Below are 22,978 nucleotides of genomic sequence, written 5' to 3'. Positions count from 1 at the left end.
TAACTAAAACATTTGCCTTTGGATCCGGAACCTCCCAGTTTGCTATTGCTTTGGGCCGCTTTCGACATAACCGATGTAATAAGTATTTTAATCTTATTACTGCTATTGCTATGTTCTGCGCTAATTTCTGGGGCAGAAGTTGCATTCTTTTCCCTTACCCCGTCTAACTTTGTTACAGAAGATGGGAAAAGAACAAAGACACAGGAAATCGTTATCAAGCTTCTGGATAAGCCCAAGAAGTTGTTAGCTACAATTCTGGTGGCAAATAATTTTATAAATATTGCCATAGTTCTACTTTTTGATTCCCTTGTGACAGAGATGTTTGGAGAGACAAATATGGAGTTTTTGGGAATTGATTTCAGGTTAATAGTAGAAGTGGGCCTTGTTACTTTTCTTATTTTGTTATTCGGGGAAATACTTCCAAAGGTCTATGCCAGCAGGAATAATGTGAAGTTTTCAAATAGTATGGCATATCCAATCAATGTTTTGGATACCGTTTTTTCTCCGCTTAGTACTCCAATGCGCGCGGTAACTTTGTATATTCAGGATAAATTTGGAAGAAAAAGATCTTTTATCAGTATAGATCACCTGTCCCAGGCGCTGGAGTTAACCAGTGAAGAGGATACTACCAGAGAAGAACAGAAGATTTTGAAAGGGATTGTATCTTTCGGAAATACCGATACCAAGCAGGTTATGCGTCCCAGGATGGATATTTTTGCCTTAAATGAAGGTGATACTTACAAAGAAATAATACCTGCAATTATTGAAAATGGCTATTCAAGAATTCCGGTATATAAGGAGAACATAGATAATGTTTCCGGAATTTTGTACGTGAAGGATCTGCTGCCATACTTAAACGAGCAGGAGTTTGAATGGACAAGTTTATTAAGAGAACCTTATTTTGTGCCGGAAAATAAGAAGCTGGATGATCTTTTGAATGATTTCCAAAGTAAAAGGAATCACCTGGCGATAGTGGTGGATGAGTATGGGGGGACTAGTGGTTTAATTTCCCTGGAAGATATTATAGAGGAAATTGTTGGAGATATAAGTGATGAATTTGATGATGAGGACTTGATTTATTCTAAACTGGATGAAAATAATTTTATTTTTGAAGGAAAAACATCCTTAAAAGATTTTTATAAGATCATAAGACTTGAAGATCCAACTGCTTTTGAAGAGCAAAGGGGAGAAGCTGAAACACTGGCCGGCTTCTTGCTGGAAATTTCCGGCGGTTTCCCCAAAAAAAATGATGAAATTATCTTCCTTAATTACACTTTTAAAGTAGAAGTGATTGACGACAGGCGCATTAAGCAAATAAAACTTAATATAGCACCGGTATGAAATTAAGGAAAATTTTGTTCCTAATATTCCCGGTGCTCATCTTTGCATGTGCCGATGATCCAAAACCAAAACCGAAAGGTTTTCTGGCACTGGAATATCCAGAACCGGAATATTCCCGCCTTGACATCAATTGCCCCTTTTCCTTTGAAAAAAATGATATTGCCACGCTGGCTCCTGCCCGTGTAGATAATCCATGTTGGTTGAACCTCGAATATGGGTTAATGAATGGGTCTATTTATCTTACTTATCAAGAGGTGAACAATAATCTTGATTCTCTACTTAGAGACGCTCAAAAATTACCATTACAGCACACTATTAAGGCCGATGCCATTGAAGGTGATATTTATACAAATGATATCCGTAGTGCCTATGGGATGTTTTATGAAGTATCAGGAAATGCAGCCTCACAGGCTCAATTTTATGTAACAGATAGTACAAACCATTTCTTGACAGGTTCGGTATACTTTAATAGTCTGCCAAATTATGATTCGATTGCACCTGCGGCAGATTATCTTAAAAGAGACATTCGCTATCTTATGGAAAGCCTGGAGTGGAAATAAATTCTGGTCTTTTTCTTTAAATCCCATAGGAATATCGTTTTATCACCTTTAAAAAATCGATATGCCTGTAAATTTTAAATTGATCTGTCTTATTTGCTTTCTTTGGTTTAGGATATTTTCCTTTATTCTAATTAAGAAGGGTCTCATAGGTCTTTTTACAATTGCTGCAGGATTTTATGCTATAAGTATAAATATTCTGAAGATGTATATGTATGGTATTTCAGCTTAAGGAATAGCTGCAGGTTTTCGTGCTTCTTTTTCCGGCTCTGGAAATTTTTTACTTCTCCGGCTTCTTAAGTATTACCTTCAGTGAAGTGGCTAATTGTCGATATTGGGCAATTTTAACACTGGGCTGGGGCCATGGATGGGGAGCTTTTTTATTTCTGGATGCTTTTTCTCTGCGTTTATTATTCTTATTGCTGCATTCATTTTAAATCAAACCAAAAGTATCTAAAACAGGGGTGAAAAGGATGATCGTTAAAACAAAAGAGCCGGTTTCCCTGAGAAAACCGGCTCTTTTAACATTAATAAAATTCTATTCCTGGAAATCAGTTTCGCTAATTCCTTCATTAATAAGGATTTCAATTACATCAAATTCAAATGTCTGCGGGCCTGCGGCCTGGGTCATCTTAAAAGGAAATTTCACTCCTTCCACTTCCTGATAATCGCTGTATCCTGTTGGGATGGTCATTGTTTGTCCCGCCTGGGAAACTGTCTGCACAGTTTGTATTTTTAATCCACTGTCTACGCTGTAGTAGGCTTTATTATTGTCAGTTAAAGCCACAACATAAGCATCAACGCCTTCAACAGTCTCAATTCCTTCTAAAGTTGCGTCTCCTGCTTCCAGTTCAGGAAAGGGGTTGGCGTCTACTTTAGCAGCTGTGATCTGCTCTTCGCTGTAAGGAATTTTTTGTCCCTGTGCCACAACAAATCCTGCTGTACCATCAAATACCTGCTTGCTCATTACATTTCCACCAACAGATACTTCCTGATTCAATTTACCATCCATAGTTCTTTTTAGAACCAGGTTTAAAGTCATTCCCTGCACAGAAGCTTCAGCTTTCATAACTACACTTTCAACTTCTTCTACAGCATCACGACCACCAATGGCTTCAATATAATCTGCGTAAACCTTTTCTACAGTTACTGAAGCATCAACTTCTTTAGCCTGAGGTTTTTCGACTTCTTCACCAAGTTTATTGTAATACTTAACCGGGATTGTTTTTCCTTCAAAGTCAATTTTTTCGAGGTTTTCACCAATTTCTGAAGCTTTACCGGCAACTACAATTCTCATATTATCGGTTTGATAGTATTTATTGGCCACACGTTGTATATCTTCTGCAGTAACAGCATTGATGTTTTGAAGAAAAGTTTCGTAGAAGTCTTCAGAAAGATCATTAGTTTTTATATCGAGAGCGTAATTTGCAATAGTAGATGGTTGCTCAAGATCCAGTACAAAATCACCTGCAAATTTACTCTTCGCGTTTTCCAGCATTTCGGCATCTACAGGTTCGGTTTTAATCCTTCTAATCTCTTTTAAAGATTCTACAATTGCGCTATCGGTTACTGCATTTCTTACACTGGCCTGGGCAACAAATCTTGAAGCATACTTATCGGCTCCGGTGCTTGTTCTTGCTCCATAGGTATAGCCTTTGTCCTCCCTGAGGTTCATGTTAAGGTAACTGCCAAAACTACCACCAAGAATTTGGTTTGCAACCAAAACCGGAAAGTAATCTTCATCAGACATTTTAAGGTCAATAGTGTTTTGAAGTCTCAGCTCACTCTGTACTGCGTTTGGCATATCCACCAGGTTGATCTGTGTTTCATTCGCGTTGGTAACCTGAGGTAAATCCTGCTCATTTGGGGCGCCGGCTTCCCAGCTTCCAAAGTGCTTCTCGGCAAGTTCTTTTACTTCAGCGGTTTCAATATCACCAACAACCACAAGGTAAGCATTGGCAGGTTTAAAGTAGCTGTCATAAAAACTTTCCACATCTTCTAAAGAAACTTTTTCAGTATTTTCTACGGTGGCAAATTCCCCGTAAGGGTGATTAGCTCCATAAGCTAAAGCTGCGCTTACGCGGCTGGCAATGGAACCAACATCCTTGTTAACAGATTTTAAGCTTTCAATTTGTTTGTTTTTTTCAGCTTCAAATTCTTCCTGTGTGAACTTTGGTTGTAAAGCTCCTTCCGCCATTAACTCCATTACCCGTGGGAAAAATTTTGAAAGGGAGCGTGCGTAAACACTTTCTGATCCAAAACTGATATCAGCACCTAAAAAGTCTATTTCTTCATTAAATTCATCTTTAGACATATTCTCTGTTCCTGTTCCTAATAAAGAAGAAACAAGGGTAGAGGTGGCTGGTTTTTCTTCGGCGTGAGGTTTGTTATCAATGATTAGGGAAGCAGAAACCCTTGGCAACTTGTGGTTCTCTACCACTAGCACCTTTAAACCATTGTCTAATGTAAATTCATCTGGCTGTCCAAGGTTGATTTTTGGTGCCGGTCCTGGTTCAGGTTGTTTAGAACGGTCTACCTGCGCAATTGTCGCTGTGGTCAAAAAGCAGGCTATAAATAATGTGAGAATATTAAATTTCATTCTATAATTTTTTTAAAGTTATTCCTTTTCACTTTCCGGAAGGTAATCCAATTCTAAACGTTGGTTCTCATTTAGATATTCATTAGCGACCCTTTTAATGTCTTCTCTCGTGATATCCCTATAGATATCAATTTCCTTATTGATGAGGTCGGTGTCGCCGTAAAGAACATTATAAGTGGCAAGTGAAGATGCGATTCCCTGAATGCTGCTATTTGAATTTACAAAACGATTTTCAAATTTATTCTGAAGTTTTTCATACTCCTTTTCTGAAATTAACTCGTTTTGAAGTTTTTCAATTTCTTCATCCATAGAAGAGGCAAGCGTGCCTAACGGAGTTTCTCCTAAAGCAAGAGCACCCATTACATACGTGCCATAATCTTCCTGAGACCTGGGGAAAGCCAGTACCTGAAGTGCCGTTTTTTCTTCGTCAACCATTTTTTTGTACATCCTGGAGCTTCTGCCATCTGTAAGAATAGAAGAAATCATATCTAAAACGTAAGCATCTTTTTCTACCATAGAAGGTGTACGGTAGACAAAAAGTTTTGCAGGGATTTGAATGTTGCTATCGTATTCTGTAGCCGTAATCGTTTCAGCAATAGGTTCTTCTTCAATTGAAACCCGTTCTACTTCATTTCCTTTTGGAATTTCCGCGAAATAATTTTCAATCATTTCTTTAGTTTCTTCGATTTCAATATCTCCGGCAACAACTAAAGTTGCGTTGTTTGGTCCGTAATATTTATCAAAGAAGGCCCTGAATTCCTCAAGTTCGGCTGCATCAAGATCTTCCATGGTGCCAATTACAGAATTTTTGTAAGGATGCTTATCAAAAACGTATTTGTTGATTCCGGTAGAGTAGATAATCTTACCGTAAGGTGCGTTATCTATACGGGAGCGTTTTTCCTCTTTTACTACTTCATTTTGAGTTTCCACACCAATCTCATTTATAACCGGGTGAAGCATTCTTTCAGATTCCATCCATAGGCCAAGCTCCAGGTTATTAGAAGGGAATGTTTCATAATAATAAGTTCGATCCTGTGTAGTATTGGCATTATTACTACCGCCATTAGCAGCGACAATGTCAAACCATTTCCCGCGTTCAATGTTCTCGGTACCTTCAAATAAAAGATGCTCAAAGAAATGAGCAAAGCCAGAACGACCTGCTTCTTCGTCTTTAGCACCTACGTGGTACATCACTCCAACCGTAACGACCGGAGCTGTATTGTCTTGATGTAAAATTACATGTAATCCATTGTCCAGGTCATATTCGGTATACTCTACCTCCTGTCCAATTGCACAGACCCCCAAAAAGAGGGCGATGGCGGTGGTTTTAATCTTGTGGATCATTTTTAAGTGGTTTTTTTATTAATGTCTAAATATAAGTAATTGAAAAGCTTAATTTGTTACAGCAAAAAGAGTTTTATTGAAAACGCCCTATTTTATTGGCCTCGGAAGGAAAATTAACACGCTATTAAGGCAAAAAATGCAAGTTTTTTCTCAAATTTACTTAGGTAAAATTAAATAATCATGAATAAGATAAGTACTCCAGTAAAATACGGGCTCGGTATTGCAGCCGCTTTAATTATATATTTTTTGATTTTGTCCATTTTTGGACTTCATCAATATCCGGCTTTTAGTATTTTTAATATGGTAATTCTCGGGGCAGGACTTTATTTTGCTATTACAGGATATAAAAAGGAAGCGGGCGCCAAGTTTAAATTTCAGCAAGGATTCAAGGTGGGTATAACTGCCGGATTTCTTGCTACCGCTATATTTACAGTCTTTTTTCTGGTTTATGCTACAGAGATTGACCAGGATTTTATGGTGGAGTCTATGCCAGTGTGGGTGACCGATTGGTCTTCTACTGTAGGTTTTTTATTGGTAGGGGTCGCATTAGCCGGTTTTGCCAGTACTCTGGTTCTTACTTTTGCCTGGGTGCAATTGAATAAGGTTTCCAGGAATACAGAAGAAGGTAAAGAACATACACTGTAAATTAAGATGTAAAATTGAGAAAGACTTTGTCAATTAATTATTTAGGAGTATATTTGCACCCGCTTTAAATAAGCACAATTATCTTTAAATAATTAACAAAATACGCTATGTACGCAATTGTAGAGATAGCAGGGCAGCAATTTAAAATTGCAAAAGACCAGAAAGTATTTGTAAACCGTTTGCCAGGAGAAGAAGGAGACAGTGTTTCTTTTGATAAAGTTCTTCTTATCGGTGATGGTGAATTTATTACTTTAGGCGCCCCGGCTATAGAAGATGCTCTCGTTGGAGCAAAAATTACCCGTCACTTAAAAGGGGACAAGGTTATTGTTTTCAAGAAGAAAAGACGTAAGGGTTACCGTGTAAAGAATGGACACCGTCAATCTTTAACAGAAATTCAAATTGAGGATATTACCATAAACGGTCAGAAAAAATCTTCTTCTTCGGAAAAAACTGAAAAGAAAGAAGAGGCTAAAGCTAAGTCTGGCAATCAAACTGAAGATTTAAACAACTATACAGTTGTTGAATTGAGAGAAATGGCTAAAGACAAAGGTGTTGAAGGATACTCTTCAATGAAGAAAGCAGAGTTGGTGGCTGCATTAAGCTAATTTTAATAATATACTAAAACTTATATAAGATGGCTCACAAAAAAGGAGTTGGTAGTTCCAAGAACGGTAGAGAATCAGAATCAAAACGTTTAGGCGTGAAGATCTTTGGAGGACAAGCTGCCGTAGCCGGAAATATCATTGTAAGACAAAGAGGTACTGCGCACAATCCAGGTGAGAATGTGTATGCAGGAAAGGATCATACTTTACATGCCAGAGTAGATGGCCTTGTGAAATTCACAAAAAGGAGAGACAATAAATCTTACGTTTCTATTGAACCGTTTGAAGCATAATTAGATTTCTTTTTGAATAAAAAAAGCCTTCAGTCAAACTGAAGGCTTTTTTTATATCTTTTTTTGAAAACCGAAAACTTACCATACAATTTACAGTACCGCTGACGGCGGAGAAATCGTTATTATTAAAATCTGCCGATATAGGAGGTGTACCGTATAACTCCTTTGGGTGAAACTATCAATTCTTTAGCTGGCATAGCCGCATCGGGAAATAAAGGTGTGGAAGTAGAGCTTTAGGAAACAACAGGGGAGGGGACAATGCAGATTTTTGCTGATACCGGCTTCCTTGATCCCTCAGTAACTTCTAATAAGCCTTTCTGAATATATCTACTTTCTGTTGATATTTCTGAGGTTAATCATTTTTAGATTTCGCGAATCTGCGGAATTCTTTCATCTACAAACTTTAACGCTAAACCTTCGGTGCCCATGAGATCAAACAGATCGAGAGCCCTTCTCATTGTTTGCTCTTCTTCAGCTTGTTCGGAGACAAACCACTGTAGAAAATTTTCAGTATTAAGATCCTGCACTTTACGGCATTTATAAACAATGTTGTGGATGGACTTAGTAATAGTAATTTCCTGATCCAGGGCAATTTCAAAAACTTCCTGCAAAGAATTATAGTCGTGATCTATTCCCTGAATTTCCGGAGAATACGCAGTACCTCCATTATCATTTATAAATTTGAAAATCTTAAGCATGTGCTCACGCTCTTCGGAAGATTGTTCGTAGAAAAATTTTGCGCTGTTAGTTAAAGCATTTTGGTCGCACCAGGACGCCATAGCCAGATATGCAGAAGATGAATGTGCTTCTTTTTCTATTTGTTTATTTAGAAGATCCATGATCTCTACATGAATGCTCAATTTTTGTCTTACCAGATCTTTCATAGTCTCTTTTTCTCTTTGTTTAAAATTACACAAAAAGAAGCTAACCTACTAAAAAGAAGCTGAATTTAGAAGCAGTCTAAATCTGGGAAGAAAGGTGGCTTAAACCGGCGCGCTTAGCAGGGAATTTAGTTCTAGCATTCCAAAGGTTCCGTTAACCAATTCCTGAAGATCGATAGCATCTAATGTGTCGAGAATAAATATATGCTCGCGGTTACAAAGCACGAGGATTTCGATACCGCTTCTATTTTCTCCGTTAAAATGATTTTCTGGATTAATCTTTTTTACTTGCTGCCTGAACGCAAGAAGCTGGCAAAAGCTAAATTTTACAATTTTGTGGTTAAAGTCCACGTAAAAGCACCGGCTTTTGTCGCACTGGTACGAGGAAAAATGACGGGAAGTGTACAGTAGCTTCATTGTGGAGCCAAAGCTAATTCTTATTTAGAATAAATACAAATATTAAATCTTAATCTGTCGGTTTATTTGCTGATTAAGGGAAATGAATGTTTCCGTTCTTGATACGCCTTCAATCCCCTGGATGTTTTTGTTAAGCACCTGCATTAAATGTTCGTTGTCTTTACAAAGAATTTTGAGGAAAATTGACCAGTTCCCGGTAGTGTAATGGCATTCTATTACTTCTGTTATCTCCCGCAGCTGATTAACAGCTTTAGGGTTACTCACTGCTTTGTCCAGGTAAACCCCTACAAAAGCCATAGTTTTGTAACCGAGGATCCGCGGATCAATCATGAGTTTTGAACCTTCTATTAACCCCGACTTTTCAAGTTTCCGTAACCTCTGGTGGACAGCAGCACCAGTTATTCCTATGCCGCGGGCAATTTCCAGAATAGGTTTTTTTGCATCTTCCATTAAGGCGTTAAGGATGGTTTTGTCTATACCATCTATAACAACATCCTGATCAACAATTTTCATCTTGGATTTTTTGATTAATTATCTAAAATAAGAAATTTCAATTAAGGTGTTAGCTAAACTTCATTTTCTTGTACGAATGTATAACTTATGAAGCTGTTTTGAATTTCTCTTTCAGCTTCATCGGTAATACTCGCGTATTCAAGGATTGTTCTACCTTATTTATATATCGATTGTCCGCAGAAATTGAGCTAAATTTGCTTGCCTCGTCGATCGCGTATAAATTGATCGATTAATATCATCGTTTGATGAGGGAAAAAACTTACGAATTCTATATCATGGATAAAAAATTTTTAATCGCAGGGGCATGTTTTGGTTTAATTGGAGTAATAACAGGAGCTTTTGCTACTCATGGTTTACAGCCGATATTAACAGAAGCTTCGATGAAATCTTTTGAAACCGCTGTAAAATATCAGATGTATCATGCGCTTCTTTTGCTTCTGTTAGGTGCGAAAATTTTGCTGACACCTAAATTGCGGGATGTTATTTTTTATCTCTTTATTTTTGGAATTATTTTCTTCTCCGGCTCAATTTATTTACTCGCAACTAATAACCTGACGGAGATTGATTTTAAAAGTATAGCATTAGTCACACCGTTTGGTGGCAGCCTTTTAATTCTTGGCTGGATTTTAATGCTGGTGAGTGTTCTTAAATTAAAAAAAGAGGATTTAAGGCAGTAAAAGAATATTTTATAGCGGAAGATCGAAAATTGCCATTTTTGCTTCCTCTCTAATCCAGCTTAAATGAATAATTAGTAGTAGTAGTAAGGTTTAAAAACATAAAATCCGGTAATTCAGAAGAAGTACCGGATTTAATTATTTCCTTCAGAGGTAATTATTTCTTGTTAGTTTGAGCAATATATTTATCTAAAGCCATAGTCATTGAAGGTGTTTCTGCGGTAGGTGCTTTAATATTCACCTTTAATCCATGCTCCTTTGCGGCTTTAATGGTTGTATTTCCAAATGCTGCTATTCGGGTTTCATTTTGACTAAAATCGGGGAAATTTTCAAATAAAGATTTGATTCCGCTTGGACTAAAGAATACAAGGATATCATAAGTGACATCTCTTAAATGTGAAAGATCGCTTACCACGGTTTTATAAAAAGTGGCTTTTTTCCAGGTAACCCCCAGTTTATTTAAAGTTTTTGGAACATCCGGCTTCAACATATCCGAAGAAGGAAGCAGGAACTTCTCATTTTTATACTTTTTGATTAATGGGGATAATTCTGCAAAAGTTCTCTTTCCTACATAGATTTTACGCTTTCTGTAAACTACATATTTCTGGAGGTAGTAAGCGACTGCTTCACTTAAGCAAAAATATTTAAGGGTGTCCGGGACTTTATATCGCATTTCTTCAGCAATTCTGAAGTAATGGTCAACAGCATTTCTACTGGTAAGTATTATTGCGGTATATTCGGTTAGATCAACTTTTTGTTGTCTTACTTCTTTAGAAGATACCCCCTCAACATGAATAAAAGGAATGAAATCAATTTTTACTCGTTGCTTTTCTTCCAGCTCAAAATAAGGAGAATTCTCGACTTTTGGTTCTGGCTGAGAAATCAAAATTGTTTTCACTTTCATATATCTTTACTTTATTTATTCCCAATTATTTATAAACAGCTTGTATAAAATAATATAAGGGGCAATTTCGAGAGCGCAAAGGTACAAAATAAAATAAAACAAGTTTATTGAAATAATACTTTGATTTTGTCTATAAATTACAATAAGACTTATCACATTGCTCACGATAAGAAAACCAAGGATACTGTAGAGTATTGGACGCGTGGGAGTAAAAGAGTAGGTAAGTAAAATGGCTGCCAAAAGAACAAAAAGAGAGATAAAGTTACGATACCCCAGCTTTCTAAAGAGGTAATAATCGATTTTTTCATCAAGCTCAAATACATTTGCAATAATTTTTTCTATTCCCATCTTAAGAAGAACAAAGCTTCCATACGCAGTCGCAATACGTATATAAATAATTATAGAGGAGTCGTCTTCTGGAGTAGGAAAGAAAAAATTTAATAGAATTAAAAGGAAAAGGGAAACAGCGGCGATATTTACGAAGAACATCAAAATGTTAAAAGGATGAAAAGCCTGATTCTCCTTTCCTTTAAACATCATAAATTTGCTTGAGGTCAGCAGGGACATAAACTCCTGAAAACGCTGCGGATATATAATTTTAATTGCGGCCAGCATAACAATACAGGTTAATAGGATTAGTGTCATCCAATCTGTAGTATCAACCTGTCTTTCTATTGCCTGCAAGGAGTAAATTTTTTACAAATGTATGATTAATGAAATAAAAACTTGACCGTAAATCCAAAGAAACGATTGTATAAAATGCCTACATTTGTGCAAAATTTTACGGGATGGTAAAAGGGCTAATTATTATACCCACCTACAATGAAATTGAGAATATTGAGCGCATAATTAGGAATGTGTTCTCGCAGCAACGTAAATTTCATATTTTGGTGGTAGATGATAATTCTCCCGATGGTACAGCTACAAGAGTCCGCACCTTACAAGCAGAATTTCAGGATTCACTATTTTTGCAGGAAAGAGAGGGAAAACTAGGGCTTGGTACTGCTTATATTTTAGGATTTAAATGGGCGTTGGAACGGCATTATAGTTATATTTTTGAAATGGATGCCGATTTTTCCCATAATCCCAATGATCTTATAAGGCTGTACAATACCTGTAAAAGAGATAATGCCGATGTTGCTATAGGTTCCAGGTACATCACCGGGGTGAATGTGATTAATTGGCCAATGAGCCGGGTGCTTATGTCCTGGCTGGCATCAAAATATGTGCAGTTTATAACAGGAATGGATATTCAGGATACCACAGCTGGTTTTGTTTGTTACAAAAGGGAAGTGCTGGAAAGGATAAATCTGGATAAAATACATTTTGTGGGTTATGCTTTTCAGATCGAAATGAAATTTAAAGCTTACCTGTTAAATTATAAAATTGTGGAAGTGCCGGTAATATTTACAGATAGGACTAAAGGCACATCTAAAATGAGTGGCTCAATAATTTCTGAAGCCGTTTTTGGGGTAATAAATTTGAAGATGAAAAGTCTTTTTAATAAGGTTGAAGTGTAATGAAAAAGGTTTTAATAAAAAACGCCAGAATTGTCAACGAGGGGAAAATCAAAGAAGGTGATGTTTTTATAGAAGATGGAATTATTGTTGAAATTGCTGAAAGTATAAGTGCTAAATCGCCCGATGTTATTATTTATGATGCAGAAGGGAATCACCTTTTGCCGGGTCTAATAGATGATCAGGTTCATTTTAGGGAGCCGGGTCTTACGCACAAAGAATCAATTGAAACGGGGTCCCGTGCCGCCGTAGCAGGAGGGATTACTTCGTATTTTGAAATGCCTAATACCTTGCCACAAACTACAACTATAGAGTTACTGGAAGAAAAATTCCGGTTGGCAAAAGAATCCTCATACGCTAACTATTCTTTTATGTTTGGTGGTACTAATAACAACCTGGACGAAATTGTAAAAATTGATCCAAAAACTACGGCAGCCTTAAAATTGTTCCTGGGATCTTCTACCGGAAATATGTTAGTAGACGATGAAAAAGTACTTGAGCAGATATTTTTGAAGTCCCCTTTGTTAATCGCAGCACATTGCGAAGATGAAGAGACTATTCGGAAAAACCTTGAGGAGTGTGTGGAACGTTATGGGGATGATATTCCTATAGAAATGCATCCAAAAATAAGAAGTACCGAAGCTTGTTATAAATCTTCTTCCAGGGCTGTGGCACTGGCAAAGAAGACAGGAGCGAGATTACACGTCTTCCACGTTTCCACAGCTAAAGAGATTAGCTTGTTCAGCAATAAAAAACCACTAAAGGATAAAAAAATAACAGCAGAAGTTTGTATCCACCATCTTTGGTTTAATGATTCAGATTATGCTAAAAAAGGAACTTTTATAAAGTGGAATCCTGCGGTAAAAACAGAAAAAGATCAGCAGGCGCTTTTACAGGCAGTAAAAGATGATCATATAGATGTTATTGCAACAGATCATGCTCCTCATACCCGTGAGGAGAAGAAAAATGTTTACACCAAAGCTCCAAGTGGAGGCCCTTTGGTACAACATGCATTACCGGCTTTGCTTCAGCTTCATCACCAGGAAAAAATAAGTCTTGAGAAAATAGTGGAAAAAATGTGCCACAATCCGGCAATTCTGTTTCAGATAAAAGACAGGGGGTATATAAGAGAAGGATATAAAGCAGATCTTGTGTTGGTGGATCTAAATGCGCCTTGGGCGGTACAGCCGGATAACACTGTTTATAAGTGCGGGTGGTCCCCATTTGAAGGAACAACTTTTAAATCACGGGTCACACATACTTTTGTTAATGGCCACCTGGTTTATAAAAATTTTAAACATCAGCCTTTTGCCAAAGTTGCAGAGCGGTTAACGTTTGACAGATAAGATGAAAAATTTTCTGCTTCTTTTTCTTGTTATCATTGTTTCTTCTGGCTGCCGGAATATCGAGCAGACAGAGAAGCCTGATGATTTAATAGCGGAAGAGAAAATGGTAGATGTACTCACAGAACTTGCTATTTTACAATCGGCTAGAAATGTAAATAAGAGGATTCTTGAAGATGCCGGCATAAAACCTTACCAGTACATTTACGAAAAGCACAATATTGATAGCCTGCAACTGGAGCGCAGCAACGCTTATTATACCGAGAATTTGTCAACTTACGAAGGCATTTTTGAACGAGTGAGAGATAGGTTGCAGGGCATAAAAGAGGTGCGGGATTCCATCCAGAAAGAAGAAGAGCGTATGCAGGATTCTATTTCAGAACTGGATTCTATTGTAGAACCTGATTCTGTTTCAACCGGTTCAATAAGAGAACAGGATTTCTTAAGGGGTGTTAGAGATATACGGCGTAGAAATTTTCTATCCAGGGATAGTTTGGTAACGTCCGGCGAAAACAGGTAATTAAAAATTAATTCTCTTTTTTGTAGATTTTTCCGGTGTTCCTAATGCTTTCAGCTATCGGCTGGAATCGAAAATTAAGGTCATTCATTATTTTTTCATTGCTGAAATGCCACTCATCATAGAGAGTTTTTGTAGAATCACTGCTAACTTGCTTTTTGTAGCCAAAAATACTTCCAATGCTCTGAAATATCCACGCCAGAAAGATCATCCATTTCTTTAATTTTTTTCTCGGTGCAGGTTTGTTGATGCTTGCTGCAGCTTCTTCCAGTACATACTTGAAACTTCTATTTTCGGAAACCAGAATATACTGTTCGTTCTTAATTTCCGAAGCCATTAATTGCTGCATGGCTTTAACAACGTCCTTTACATTCACAAATCCCGTTACCTTCGGAAAATGATAATTAAGTCCGTTATCCAGTTTCTTAAATATTGGACCAGATCCCGCGTCCCAGAAGCCGGGACCAATAATAATTCCCGGATTTACAATTACAGCATCTACGCCTTCCTGTGTTCCCCGCCAAACCTCAATTTCAGCTCCATATTTGGAAATTGCGTAATCGCGATGATTTTCTTCAGGATTCCATGCAGTTTTCTCTGTAACGGTATTTCCAACCAAAGGTTTCCCCAGGCTGGCTGTACTACTTACATGACAAAGTTTCTTAACCGAATTTGAAATACAAAGATTTACGACATTTGCTGTGCCCGTAATATTTATTTGCCGCAATTTGTTGACATCACCAGAATCAAAAGAAACCAGGGCCGCACAGTGATAGACAAAGTCAATCCCCAAAAATGCCAATTTTAAGGCGGGAATGTTCAGAATGTCTGCCTTAACCCATTCTATAGTGTTAAAAAGTTTTTTTGCTTCCGCAGCAGGAGCGTAGTAGGAGAAAACTTTCTCCACCGTATCAAGGTTGCTGCTCTCTCTATGGATCGCACGAACTTTCTCTCCCGATCTCGCGAGATCGAACAGCAAATGTGAACCTACAAGTCCTGTACCTCCGGTTACTAGAATCATGTGGTAAATATAGGGAAAGCGCTTAGGAAAAATAGCAGTTTATGGTATCTTTACGGCTGTTTTAGAAGATTTAGAGACCATGAATAAAAATTTTGTAGAAGAACTTACGTGGCGGGGAATGTTACATGACGCCATGCCGGGAACCGAAGAACATTTAATAGAAGAAATGCGTTCTGCTTATGTGGGGATAGATCCTACGGCAGATTCACTGCATATTGGCCATTTGGTTGGGGTGATGATGTTGAGGCATTTTCAACTCTGCGGCCATAAACCCTATGCACTTGTTGGAGGTGCCACCGGGATGATTGGAGATCCTTCGGGGAAATCTGCAGAGCGTAATCTATTGGACGAGGAAACCCTGAGGCATAACCAGGAAGCTCTAAAAGCACAATTATCGAAGTTTTTGGAGTTTAAAGGTGATGCTGCAAATACTGCAGTTTTGGTCAATAATTACGACTGGATGAAGGATTTTTCATTCCTTGCTTTTATTCGTGATGTGGGTAAACATATTACGGTAAACTACATGATGGCGAAGGATTCGGTGAAAAAGCGATTGTCTTCTGATGCTGCGGAAGGAATGTCTTTTACAGAATTCACCTATCAAATGGTTCAGGGGTACGATTTTCTCCACCTGTTTAGAACGCACCAGTGTACTTTGCAGATGGGAGGAAGCGATCAATGGGGAAATATTACCACAGGAACCGAACTTATCCGAAGGATTGGAAATGGAAAAGGCTATGCTTTAACCTGTCCTTTAATAACCAAAGCAGACGGGACGAAATTTGGCAAAACGGAAGGGGGAAATGTATGGCTGGATCCACAGCGTACATCACCTTACAAATTTTACCAATATTGGTTAAATACCAGCGATGCCGATGCAGAGAGATATATAAAGATTTTCACTTTTTTAAGTAAAGAAGAAATTGATGATTTGGTGAAAAAGCATACTGATGCACCTCATCAAAGGGAGCTTCAAAAGGTTTTAGCCAGAGAAGTGACGACAATGGTGCATTCTGAAGAAGATTATAACAATGCTGTAAAAGCTTCGGAAGTGCTCTTCGGAAAAAGTACTGCTGAAGATTTAAAAGGATTAAATGAAGCTACTTTCCTGGACGTTTTTGAAGGAGTACCACAAGCTGAAGTTTCGAGAGCAGAAATTGAGGAAGGATTGGATATGATAGCGGCCCTTGCTGCAAAAACAAATTTTCTTAATTCTAATGGGGAAGCAAGAAGGGCTTTAAAGGAAAATTCGGTTTCTGTAAACAAGGAAAAGGTCAAGGAAGATTATGTAATTACAACTTCAGATCTTCTCAATAATAAATATGTAATTTTGAATAAGGGTAAAAAGAATACATTTATAATAAGGGTGGTATAAAATGCAAATCCCTCTGTCACGTAGGGTGTACAGAGGGATTGCAACTAACTAACCAACCAATTTATTATGAAAAACCAACTAACCTGTAAGAGAGGAAATAATTTCACTTTCTTACACTTATTAGGTCGGAAAATCTTCTCTACATTACATCAGATTGACTAAAAATCAAAATTATTTTCCAGTTCTTCTTTTAGCCCAGTATTGGTAAGGATTACGTAAATAAATTTTTTTTCATTTTTTTCATTCTGCTACTAATCAGGTTATAAAATCATAAGATTACAACCCCGGATATCACTATTATCAAATCTCCCAAGGATTTCTGTGGTGTTTCCCGAAAGGTTTTTTCCCAAATCCTGCGTGGCAAGGAAAGAACAGGAATTCAGGTTGGCCAGATCGATTACATTTATTCCGCCGTTTTTGTTTTCCGGAAGAATTTCCAGCGCATCTTCTGGATCACGTATTAAAATCTTCATCCATGGCGGGCATTCAAAAACGCCAGATCCTTTTGAGTATGCCTGCGAAAGCAATTCCGTCATTCCGTATTCACTATGGATATTATCAACGCCAAAACCTTTAGAGAGGATCTGATGCAGCTCTTTTCTTATCATTTCTTTGCGTCGGCCTTTCATTCCGCCGGTTTCCATAATAATCGTGTTCTTTAAGTTGAAGTTAAAATTTTCCACCAGATCCAAAAGGGCAAATGAGACTCCAATAAGCAGGATTTTCTTCCCTGCGCGGTCGAGTGCTGTAAGTTTTTCCGCTAATTCCCGAAGTTCGTTGAGGTAGAAGCCGCTTTCCGGATGTTTGCTTCTGGAAATCAGGTTTTCTGCCATGTAAATAAGAGAAGAACCCTGCCGTTCAAGATAAGACGGTAAAAGGGCAAATATCACCAGGTCTTCAGGATTGCCGTAAAAATGCTTAAATCCTTCGGTAAAACTAGCCTCATAGAGCTTTAAATCGGTCACATGATGTTTGCTAGTGGTGCTTCCGGTTGTTCCGCTACTTGTAAAGGTTATTTCCGGTGCTTGTTCAGAAGAAAGTATGCTGTGGGACTTAAAAAATTCGATAGGAAGAAAAGGAATGTCTTTAATACTACTAACCGAGCTGGTGTCTTTGCCCAATAATTGGCAAAATTGATGGTATACTTTATTTTGAGTGTACTGAAAACTAAACACCTCGAGTGCAATTTTCTGAAATTCAGCTTCAGAAGAAATCTTAAAAATCTGGTCCTTTAACATAAGTATGGAATCGTCTGAAAATAAAAAAGCCTCTATAAATAGAAGCTTGCTGTAATGTGAAGTTTTCCCGTATTATTTAATTACAAGCTTTCTTGTGGCTTTGTTTTGTTGTTCTTCAATTTTAAGGATATAAATCCCGGGATTTAATGAAGAAACATCGAGTTCTTTTCCTCTTATTTTTGTCTTTTGAACCGGTTTTCCAAGAACATTGTAAATTTCAATCTTCTTTTCCAAATTTCTGGTTGTACTAATATAGACTTTACCGCCAGTCACCGGATTAGGATAGATCGATAATCCTGAAATAGGAATTTCGGTTCTATTGCCCGTGCTTGTAGTGTCCTGAGCCGCTACGGGAGTGGCAAAAGACAAAAAACATATAAATATGAAACTTAAAAAGTATTTTTGCTTCATTCGTTCTGGCTGATTATTACAAATTTACAAATTAATTTTCAAAAACCCTGCCATAAAAATACCCTAATTAGGTTAATTAATTTAACAGGAAAAAGGCCGCTTTTGGGCGGCCTTATCTTTGAAAATCAGATTATTATATCATCAGGCTAATTCAAATAGAAATATCTTCTTTTCATATAATAGGTGCTTGTAACTTAAATAGGTGTAATAATTACACTTTTAAAACTTATAGCTGTAGCTTAAAGCAATTGGCATTCCTGGTTTTCTCAAAGAAAAGATTTGATCTTCTGCTCCATAGGACTGAAATCTACTTTCTATATCATCCTGAAGAATATTGGTAATTTTAAAAGAAATAGTTGAATTTTGATTTTCGCCAAAAGATTTATTTAGGTTAAAGTTAAGGCTATGAAAGGGCATAGTATAAACATCTGGAACAGTTCCTAGACCTACCAACTCCAGGGTTTTTCCCTGACTGTTATAAAATAAGCCAGCCTGCCACCCTGTTTCGGGATCTGAATAATCCAAACCGGCATTAATAAGGAATGGGGATTGGCCCTGTAATTCTCTTGTTCCGTCAAAATCTTCGCCTGGCCGTAAATTCCTTTGTCTTGATTCGTATTCGCCACTTGGGCTTCTGTCCATTTCTACTTCAGAATCTATTACCGACACATTTAAATTTACACTCAATTTTCTTAAATCTTCAGCAATAAAACCAAAGTTCTTTCTTAGTTCAATTTCTGCTCCAATTACGGTAGCGTCATTTACATTACGTGGCTGGATATTGTCTGCAGAAAAGTCACTGTAAACAGAGAGTTCTATTGGATCTGTAAACTTTTTGTAAAATGCGCTTACGGCAAAAAGCTGGGCATCCTGGCCGTATAATTCATACCTTAAATCCATGTTATCCACATAGGTAGGTTGTATGTCTATGTTTCCAATAAAGGTTCTATTGGTGAGAGGATCATAAATCTGGGCAATGGAAGCTTCTTTAAAAGAAGGCCTTGCTGTGGATTTTGCGTAAGACAACCTAATATTACTTTCCGTGTTAAGGCTATAAATAAGATTGGCGGAAGGGAAAAAGTCTGCTTTGTCCAAAATTTGTTCTTCATCCAACACTACATCACCCAGGTTGTTTTGTCCTGAATAGAAAAGATCGAATTTCTCGAATCTTAAACCTAATATAGCTTTCAAATTTTCTAAAACATTAAATTCTTCTGAAACATAAGCTGCCGCGTTAGAAGTATAGGCATCAAAAGTATTTGCTGGTTCATAAAAGCCATTTATATAGGAGCCGGCACTATTCTCCGGAGTCCAGATATTAGCCGGTGCCAGAACCTGGTTTGGATCACCTCCAAAATTCTGACTTATAGATCCCTGTATAAGGATTTGGTATTGATCTATACTAAAATCCCGCTGTTTATAAGTGTAGGCTCCTCCAAATTTAAGGTTTGCGCTTTCTCCCAGTAATTCATGTTTATAAGTAAAATCCACTTTTCCTGCAAGGTTGGTCTCTTCGAGATCTCTCCAGATCCTGGTAGGACTTTCAGAAGAACTGGGGCGAATGCTGTAAGTATCATTGCTGGGATTATATTCAAATGCTGTAATTCGGACATCTTTATCATAAACGCGGGAAAGACTTGGTGATAATTTCCATTCTGTAGTCCAGCTTGCATCTTCATTTGTGTGCTTTCCAGTAAGCAATGCATTCGTTATAGAACGTTGCGTATACTCCAGGTTATCCCGAAAAACTTCTATAGCATCTGAAATAAAAACCTGCTCATAAAAATTTCCTGCAGAAGATTCGCCATTTTGTATGTGTAAAAGATTCAGTTGATATTTTGATCGGTCTGTTTTAAAAGCCAGTCCTGCCAGTGCACTAATTAGCGCATTTTCTCTGCCTACATCTCCTGTAAGAGTCCGGCTTGGTCTAAGTTCCAATTCACTGGTCTCTCTTGGTTTTAGGTAAGAGTTATTCTGAAAATCTTCAAAGTATTCTGAAGTATTTTTATAAGATAGAGATGCGAAATAGCCCAACTTATTGTTATTGCTTCCTACGTCATACTGGTTTCCGGCAGTAAAACCTGCGCTAAAATTCATTAAGTTGCTCTTTCTGGTTCCTCCTAAAGTAGGATTAAACCTTTCGGTTATTCTGGTAAGGGCAATGTCATTATCAAAAGGCCTTGGAAAAACCTGTTGCCTGTTAACAGGACGATCCCTTGTACCATCGTCAAAACCAAGAAAATCTGTATCGCCACCTTCATATTGAAGGAAATCTGGATTAAAATGCATATCCGGGTTATAAGTCGCACCTACAGACAAGCTGTATTCCTGGCTGGACGGAAAATCTTTGGTAATTATGTTTACCATTCCTCCGGTAAAATCGGCAGGCATATCTGCGGTAAGGGATTTTACAACTAAAATGTTGTCGAGAATATTTGTAGGGAAAATATCCATTTGCAGGGTATTCCTGTCGGGATCAAGTCCCGGGACATCCATGCCATTTAGGATGGTTTTGGTATATCTGTCTCCCAGACCTCTAACATAAACATATTTGCCACCCTGTACAGATACTCCTGGGATTGTTCGTACTGCGGAAGACACTTCCCCTGCACCAATTTTGGCAAAAGTTTGAGAGGATAACCCGTCAGTAAGGTTTACTGCATTTTTCTGAATATTTAGAACTGAAGCTTCAGTATCCCTGGCGGTTGTAGTAGTAATTAAAACCTCATCCAGCGCGCCGGCAGATGATTTCATTTCCACATTTACCGTGGTAACTTCATTTTCTTTTACTTCAACCTCTGTAACTTCCAGGGTTTCATAACCCATAAAAGAATAGACAAGTGTGTAAATGCCAGGCTCTGCATTAAGACTATAATCTCCTTCAAAATCTGATGTGGTACCGGTATTTGTACCTTTTATAGCAACGTTGGCAAAAGGCATAACATCATTCACTTCAACATCAAAGATTGTTCCTGATATTTTTCCGGTCTGTGCCTGTGCCAGGTTTATAAATAAAATAAAAAATAAAACTAATGAAAGTTGGGTTTTCATAATGTCAATTATCGATTAAAATCTTAATATCAAATTGCCCGCTCCGTGAAAGGAGCGAGCAATTTAAAAAGCCATTTATCTGGTCTTATTTATAATCTTTTTAAAATGCACCTTTGAAGCTAGCGTAAGTCCATTCAAAAACCGAAAGGTCTGCACCTACGGTTTCCTGGTCTCGATCTATTGCTGTAGCAAACTCGGTAGCGTCACTAGAGAAATCTGTACTTTCTGTAGTATCAACAAAGATTGAAGAAACACTTTCTACGCCTTCTGGTAATACAATTTCCCAATTGGATAAAATTATGTTACCATCAGCATAACTGTCGGCAGTATTTTGTCCATCTAAATCAACGTCTTGAGTCGAATTGAAGCCCATTGCTAAAACGTTGTTTAAGCTTCCTGTTGCACCATCCCTGAAACTAGCCATTTCTCCTGATGGAGAATCAGCATAACCTATAAGGGTCAGGTCTTCTATGGTAAAGGAACCTTCTAGCGTTCCTTCAGGACCATCGATTTCAAGACCGTGATCAGACTCAGCACCCTGGATCACAACAGCATTGGAAATAGTTCCGGAATAGGCCTGATCTATATCAAGACCATCATCCCCTCCTGCAAATACTACGATATTGCTGGAATTTACGGTGCCTCCAAACCATTCTACACCATCATCAACGTTACCTACTACTTCTATGTGATCTATTACAGTACCACTACCAACACCACCAAGTGTAAGTCCGTTAATTTCGTTACCTGAACCAATTAGAGCGCCACCGTGACGGATAGAGACATATTTAAACACACCAGAATTATCATCGGCAACATCTCCTCCATAACGGCCGTAATCGTCATCTGCAGGAATACCTTCTATTTGTGATTCTTCTGAGTCACCTTCAAAAGAGCTTGGCGCATTTCCTAAAATAAGAACACCACCCCAAAGACCACGGTCGTTTTCATCAAGGTTAGATCCTTGTTTTTGTCCAACTTCAATGTTGTCATTAATAGACGTGAAAATAATTGGCTCTTCAGCAGTACCTTCAGCCATAATTTTACCACCACGAGCTACAATAAGAGCAGAAGCTAGTGAGCCTGTTCCTTCGCGACCCTTAATAATAGTTCCTGGTTCGATAGTAAGGGTTGCTCCATTTCCAACTACAAATTTTCCGTTTATCTCCCATATGAGATCATTGGTTAGCGTAAAATCTTCAGTTAATAATCCAGAAAGATCTTCGTCCTGCGGAGTTTCACCTCCTGGAGTCTCACCCGGATCTTCATCACAGTCAGCACAAGGGCCACCGCAATCAACCCCGGTTTCATTTCCATTTCTAATGCCATCTGTACAAGATGCTATAGGTTCGTTAGTTGCATCATCATCATCGCTACAACTGGTTAGTCCTAAAGCCGCAATTGCAAAACCTGCAATAATTAGTTTTTTCATAATCTCAATAGTTTAGTTTAAATAGTGAGTTTTAAATTCACGGCAAATAAACAAGCTTAGGTTAAGTAGGGTCTTATGTGAAGTTTAAGCTTGTGTTAATACAGAAAGGGAAATGTTATAAAATAGTTTAGCAATAGTCCCTTTTGAGTGAGGTTGCTCTGCTGTTAATTGCTGGTATTCGGGAAAATGCCTACTTTGGCAAAGGTTCTACCTGTTTTAGATGTTAATTTAAGGTTATGGGGCCCCTGGAGCTCAGTAAGTTTAATTGAAATTTATATTTACTTTTACCTTGAAATTTTAACT

22 protein-coding genes are annotated in these 22,978 nt (G+C 37.8%); 11 read left to right on the top strand and 11 right to left on the bottom strand.

Translation table 11 applies throughout. From position 1 onward, the window contains the following. The first annotated feature begins 18 nt into the window (after positions 1 to 18). Together RM549_RS13085 and gldD are read left to right on the top strand one after the other, a co-directional pair. Positions 19 to 1,341: a gliding motility-associated protein GldE gene (locus tag RM549_RS13085; RefSeq protein ID WP_311685546.1), complete on the top strand. Its 1,323-nt coding sequence runs from the start codon at positions 19 to 21 to the stop codon at positions 1,339 to 1,341. After that, the gene (gene gldD / locus RM549_RS13080) at positions 1,338 to 1,901 is read left to right on the top strand and encodes a gliding motility lipoprotein GldD (protein ID WP_311685544.1); all 564 of its coding nucleotides are present in this window, start codon (positions 1,338 to 1,340) and stop codon (positions 1,899 to 1,901) included. Before RM549_RS13085 ends, gldD begins: the two co-directional genes overlap by 4 nt. Positions 1,902 to 2,436: 535 nt before the next feature. Here gldD and RM549_RS13075 read toward each other — a convergent pair. Beyond that, entirely contained in the window at positions 2,437 to 4,497 is a 2,061-nt protein-coding gene (locus RM549_RS13075; protein ID WP_311685541.1) for a M16 family metallopeptidase, read from the bottom strand. Between the two features lie 18 nt (positions 4,498 to 4,515). Further along, positions 4,516 to 5,841, bottom strand: a complete 1,326-nt coding sequence (locus RM549_RS13070) for a M16 family metallopeptidase (protein WP_311685539.1) — start codon at positions 5,839 to 5,841, stop codon at positions 4,516 to 4,518. A 180-nt stretch (positions 5,842 to 6,021) separates the two neighbouring features. On the opposite strand from RM549_RS13070, the gene RM549_RS13065 reads away from it, so the two are divergent. The 3 genes from RM549_RS13065 (at position 6,022) to rpmA (ending at position 7,381) form a co-directional block, all read left to right on the top strand. Then, positions 6,022 to 6,486 (top strand): DUF4199 domain-containing protein, encoded by a 465-nt coding sequence (locus RM549_RS13065; protein WP_311685537.1) that lies wholly within the window; start codon positions 6,022 to 6,024, stop codon positions 6,484 to 6,486. Between the two features lie 107 nt (positions 6,487 to 6,593). Further along, positions 6,594 to 7,091 (top strand): 50S ribosomal protein L21, encoded by a 498-nt coding sequence (rplU, locus tag RM549_RS13060; protein WP_311685535.1) that lies wholly within the window; start codon positions 6,594 to 6,596, stop codon positions 7,089 to 7,091. 29 nt (positions 7,092 to 7,120) lie between these two features. After that, on the top strand, positions 7,121 to 7,381 hold the full coding sequence (gene rpmA / locus RM549_RS13055) for a 50S ribosomal protein L27 (RefSeq protein ID WP_311685533.1): 261 nt from the start codon (positions 7,121 to 7,123) through the stop codon (positions 7,379 to 7,381). 362 nt (positions 7,382 to 7,743) lie between these two features. Here the strand turns inward: rpmA and RM549_RS13050 are convergent, their stop codons facing one another. Then, positions 7,744 to 8,265, bottom strand: a complete 522-nt coding sequence (locus RM549_RS13050) for a ferritin (protein ID WP_311685532.1) — start codon at positions 8,263 to 8,265, stop codon at positions 7,744 to 7,746. A 201-nt stretch (positions 8,266 to 8,466) separates the two neighbouring features. On the opposite strand from RM549_RS13050, the gene RM549_RS13045 reads away from it, so the two are divergent. Further along, a complete protein-coding gene (locus tag RM549_RS13045) occupies positions 8,467 to 8,673 on the top strand; it encodes a hypothetical protein (protein WP_311685531.1) in 207 nt (68 codons plus the stop codon). A gap of 48 nt (positions 8,674 to 8,721) precedes the next feature. On the opposite strand, the gene RM549_RS13040 is transcribed toward RM549_RS13045, so the two are convergent. Beyond that, the gene (locus RM549_RS13040) at positions 8,722 to 9,192 is read right to left on the bottom strand and encodes an Lrp/AsnC ligand binding domain-containing protein (RefSeq protein ID WP_311498613.1); all 471 of its coding nucleotides are present in this window, start codon (positions 9,190 to 9,192) and stop codon (positions 8,722 to 8,724) included. A gap of 275 nt (positions 9,193 to 9,467) precedes the next feature. On the opposite strand from RM549_RS13040, the gene RM549_RS13035 reads away from it, so the two are divergent. Beyond that, entirely contained in the window at positions 9,468 to 9,869 is a 402-nt protein-coding gene (locus RM549_RS13035) for a DUF423 domain-containing protein (protein WP_311685530.1), read from the top strand. Positions 9,870 to 10,023: 154 nt separating this feature from the next. On the opposite strand, the gene RM549_RS13030 is transcribed toward RM549_RS13035, so the two are convergent. After that, complete coding sequence (locus tag RM549_RS13030) at positions 10,024 to 10,770, bottom strand: uroporphyrinogen-III synthase (protein ID WP_311685528.1); 747 nt, start codon at positions 10,768 to 10,770, stop codon at positions 10,024 to 10,026. 15 nt (positions 10,771 to 10,785) lie between these two features. Beyond that, entirely contained in the window at positions 10,786 to 11,454 is a 669-nt protein-coding gene (locus tag RM549_RS13025) for a DUF4271 domain-containing protein (RefSeq protein ID WP_311685527.1), read from the bottom strand. A 104-nt stretch (positions 11,455 to 11,558) separates the two neighbouring features. Between RM549_RS13025 and RM549_RS13020 the strand changes: the two genes are divergently transcribed. Genes RM549_RS13020 through RM549_RS13010 form a run of 3 tightly spaced genes read left to right on the top strand, consistent with a single transcriptional unit; the run spans position 11,559 to position 14,150 of the window. Next, entirely contained in the window at positions 11,559 to 12,290 is a 732-nt protein-coding gene (locus tag RM549_RS13020) for a polyprenol monophosphomannose synthase (RefSeq protein WP_311685525.1), read from the top strand. Next, entirely contained in the window at positions 12,290 to 13,633 is a 1,344-nt protein-coding gene (locus RM549_RS13015) for a dihydroorotase (protein WP_311685523.1), read from the top strand. Before RM549_RS13020 ends, RM549_RS13015 begins: the two co-directional genes overlap by 1 nt. 1 nt (position 13,634) lies before the next feature. After that, positions 13,635 to 14,150 (top strand): DUF4296 domain-containing protein, encoded by a 516-nt coding sequence (locus tag RM549_RS13010; protein ID WP_311685521.1) that lies wholly within the window; start codon positions 13,635 to 13,637, stop codon positions 14,148 to 14,150. 7 nt (positions 14,151 to 14,157) lie between these two features. On the opposite strand, the gene RM549_RS13005 is transcribed toward RM549_RS13010, so the two are convergent. Further along, the gene (locus RM549_RS13005; RefSeq protein WP_311685519.1) at positions 14,158 to 15,168 is read right to left on the bottom strand and encodes an NAD-dependent epimerase/dehydratase family protein; all 1,011 of its coding nucleotides are present in this window, start codon (positions 15,166 to 15,168) and stop codon (positions 14,158 to 14,160) included. A 79-nt stretch (positions 15,169 to 15,247) separates the two neighbouring features. Here RM549_RS13005 and tyrS point away from each other — a divergent pair, with 79 nt between their 5' ends. Further along, the gene (gene tyrS / locus RM549_RS13000; protein ID WP_311685517.1) at positions 15,248 to 16,543 is read left to right on the top strand and encodes a tyrosine--tRNA ligase; all 1,296 of its coding nucleotides are present in this window, start codon (positions 15,248 to 15,250) and stop codon (positions 16,541 to 16,543) included. Between the two features lie 260 nt (positions 16,544 to 16,803). On the opposite strand, the gene RM549_RS12995 is transcribed toward tyrS, so the two are convergent. The 4 genes from RM549_RS12995 to RM549_RS12980 all read right to left on the bottom strand — a co-directional run bounded on the left by RM549_RS12995 (position 16,804) and on the right by RM549_RS12980 (position 22,675). Then, positions 16,804 to 17,781 carry a LuxE/PaaK family acyltransferase gene (locus tag RM549_RS12995; RefSeq protein WP_311685515.1) on the bottom strand — a complete coding sequence of 326 codons (978 nt, stop codon included), beginning with the start codon at positions 17,779 to 17,781 and terminating at the stop codon, positions 16,804 to 16,806. A 72-nt stretch (positions 17,782 to 17,853) separates the two neighbouring features. Then, positions 17,854 to 18,192, bottom strand: coding sequence for a T9SS type A sorting domain-containing protein (locus tag RM549_RS12990; protein ID WP_311685513.1), 339 nt, complete (start codon positions 18,190 to 18,192; stop codon positions 17,854 to 17,856). 219 nt (positions 18,193 to 18,411) lie between these two features. Continuing rightward, positions 18,412 to 21,243 carry a TonB-dependent receptor gene (locus RM549_RS12985; protein ID WP_311685511.1) on the bottom strand — a complete coding sequence of 944 codons (2,832 nt, stop codon included), beginning with the start codon at positions 21,241 to 21,243 and terminating at the stop codon, positions 18,412 to 18,414. A gap of 100 nt (positions 21,244 to 21,343) precedes the next feature. Beyond that, positions 21,344 to 22,675, bottom strand: a complete 1,332-nt coding sequence (locus RM549_RS12980) for a hypothetical protein (RefSeq protein WP_311685509.1) — start codon at positions 22,673 to 22,675, stop codon at positions 21,344 to 21,346. Positions 22,676 to 22,978 lie beyond the last annotated feature (303 nt).

The organism is Autumnicola patrickiae, assembly GCF_031846525.1.
Taxonomy (GTDB): Bacteria; Bacteroidota; Bacteroidia; order Flavobacteriales; family Flavobacteriaceae; genus Autumnicola; species Autumnicola patrickiae.
The sequence above is the reverse complement of the archived record's forward strand: the minus strand, read 5'-3'. Positions and strand labels throughout refer to the sequence as shown.

Bases quoted from the DNA above. Each gene is read 5' to 3' on its own strand.
- gldD (WP_311685544.1), top strand. From the start codon at position 1,338: ATGAAATTAAGGAAAATTTTGTTCCTAATATTCCCGGTGCTCATCTTT.
- RM549_RS13075 (WP_311685541.1), bottom strand. From the start codon at position 4,497: ATGAAATTTAATATTCTCACATTATTTATAGCCTGCTTTTTGACCACA.
- RM549_RS13070 (WP_311685539.1), bottom strand. From the start codon at position 5,841: ATGATCCACAAGATTAAAACCACCGCCATCGCCCTCTTTTTGGGGGTC.
- RM549_RS13065 (WP_311685537.1), top strand. From the start codon at position 6,022: ATGAATAAGATAAGTACTCCAGTAAAATACGGGCTCGGTATTGCAGCC.
- rplU (WP_311685535.1), top strand. From the start codon at position 6,594: ATGTACGCAATTGTAGAGATAGCAGGGCAGCAATTTAAAATTGCAAAA.
- rpmA (WP_311685533.1), top strand. From the start codon at position 7,121: ATGGCTCACAAAAAAGGAGTTGGTAGTTCCAAGAACGGTAGAGAATCA.
- RM549_RS13050 (WP_311685532.1), bottom strand. From the start codon at position 8,265: ATGAAAGATCTGGTAAGACAAAAATTGAGCATTCATGTAGAGATCATG.
- RM549_RS13045 (WP_311685531.1), top strand. From the start codon at position 8,467: ATGCTCGCGGTTACAAAGCACGAGGATTTCGATACCGCTTCTATTTTC.
- RM549_RS13040 (WP_311498613.1), bottom strand. From the start codon at position 9,192: ATGAAAATTGTTGATCAGGATGTTGTTATAGATGGTATAGACAAAACC.
- RM549_RS13035 (WP_311685530.1), top strand. From the start codon at position 9,468: ATGGATAAAAAATTTTTAATCGCAGGGGCATGTTTTGGTTTAATTGGA.
- RM549_RS13030 (WP_311685528.1), bottom strand. From the start codon at position 10,770: ATGAAAGTGAAAACAATTTTGATTTCTCAGCCAGAACCAAAAGTCGAG.
- RM549_RS13020 (WP_311685525.1), top strand. From the start codon at position 11,559: ATGGTAAAAGGGCTAATTATTATACCCACCTACAATGAAATTGAGAAT.
- RM549_RS13015 (WP_311685523.1), top strand. From the start codon at position 12,290: ATGAAAAAGGTTTTAATAAAAAACGCCAGAATTGTCAACGAGGGGAAA.
- RM549_RS13010 (WP_311685521.1), top strand. From the start codon at position 13,635: ATGAAAAATTTTCTGCTTCTTTTTCTTGTTATCATTGTTTCTTCTGGC.
- RM549_RS13005 (WP_311685519.1), bottom strand. From the start codon at position 15,168: ATGATTCTAGTAACCGGAGGTACAGGACTTGTAGGTTCACATTTGCTG.
- tyrS (WP_311685517.1), top strand. From the start codon at position 15,248: ATGAATAAAAATTTTGTAGAAGAACTTACGTGGCGGGGAATGTTACAT.
- RM549_RS12995 (WP_311685515.1), bottom strand. From the start codon at position 17,781: ATGTTAAAGGACCAGATTTTTAAGATTTCTTCTGAAGCTGAATTTCAG.
- RM549_RS12990 (WP_311685513.1), bottom strand. From the start codon at position 18,192: ATGAAGCAAAAATACTTTTTAAGTTTCATATTTATATGTTTTTTGTCT.
- RM549_RS12985 (WP_311685511.1), bottom strand. From the start codon at position 21,243: ATGAAAACCCAACTTTCATTAGTTTTATTTTTTATTTTATTTATAAAC.
- RM549_RS12980 (WP_311685509.1), bottom strand. From the start codon at position 22,675: ATGAAAAAACTAATTATTGCAGGTTTTGCAATTGCGGCTTTAGGACTA.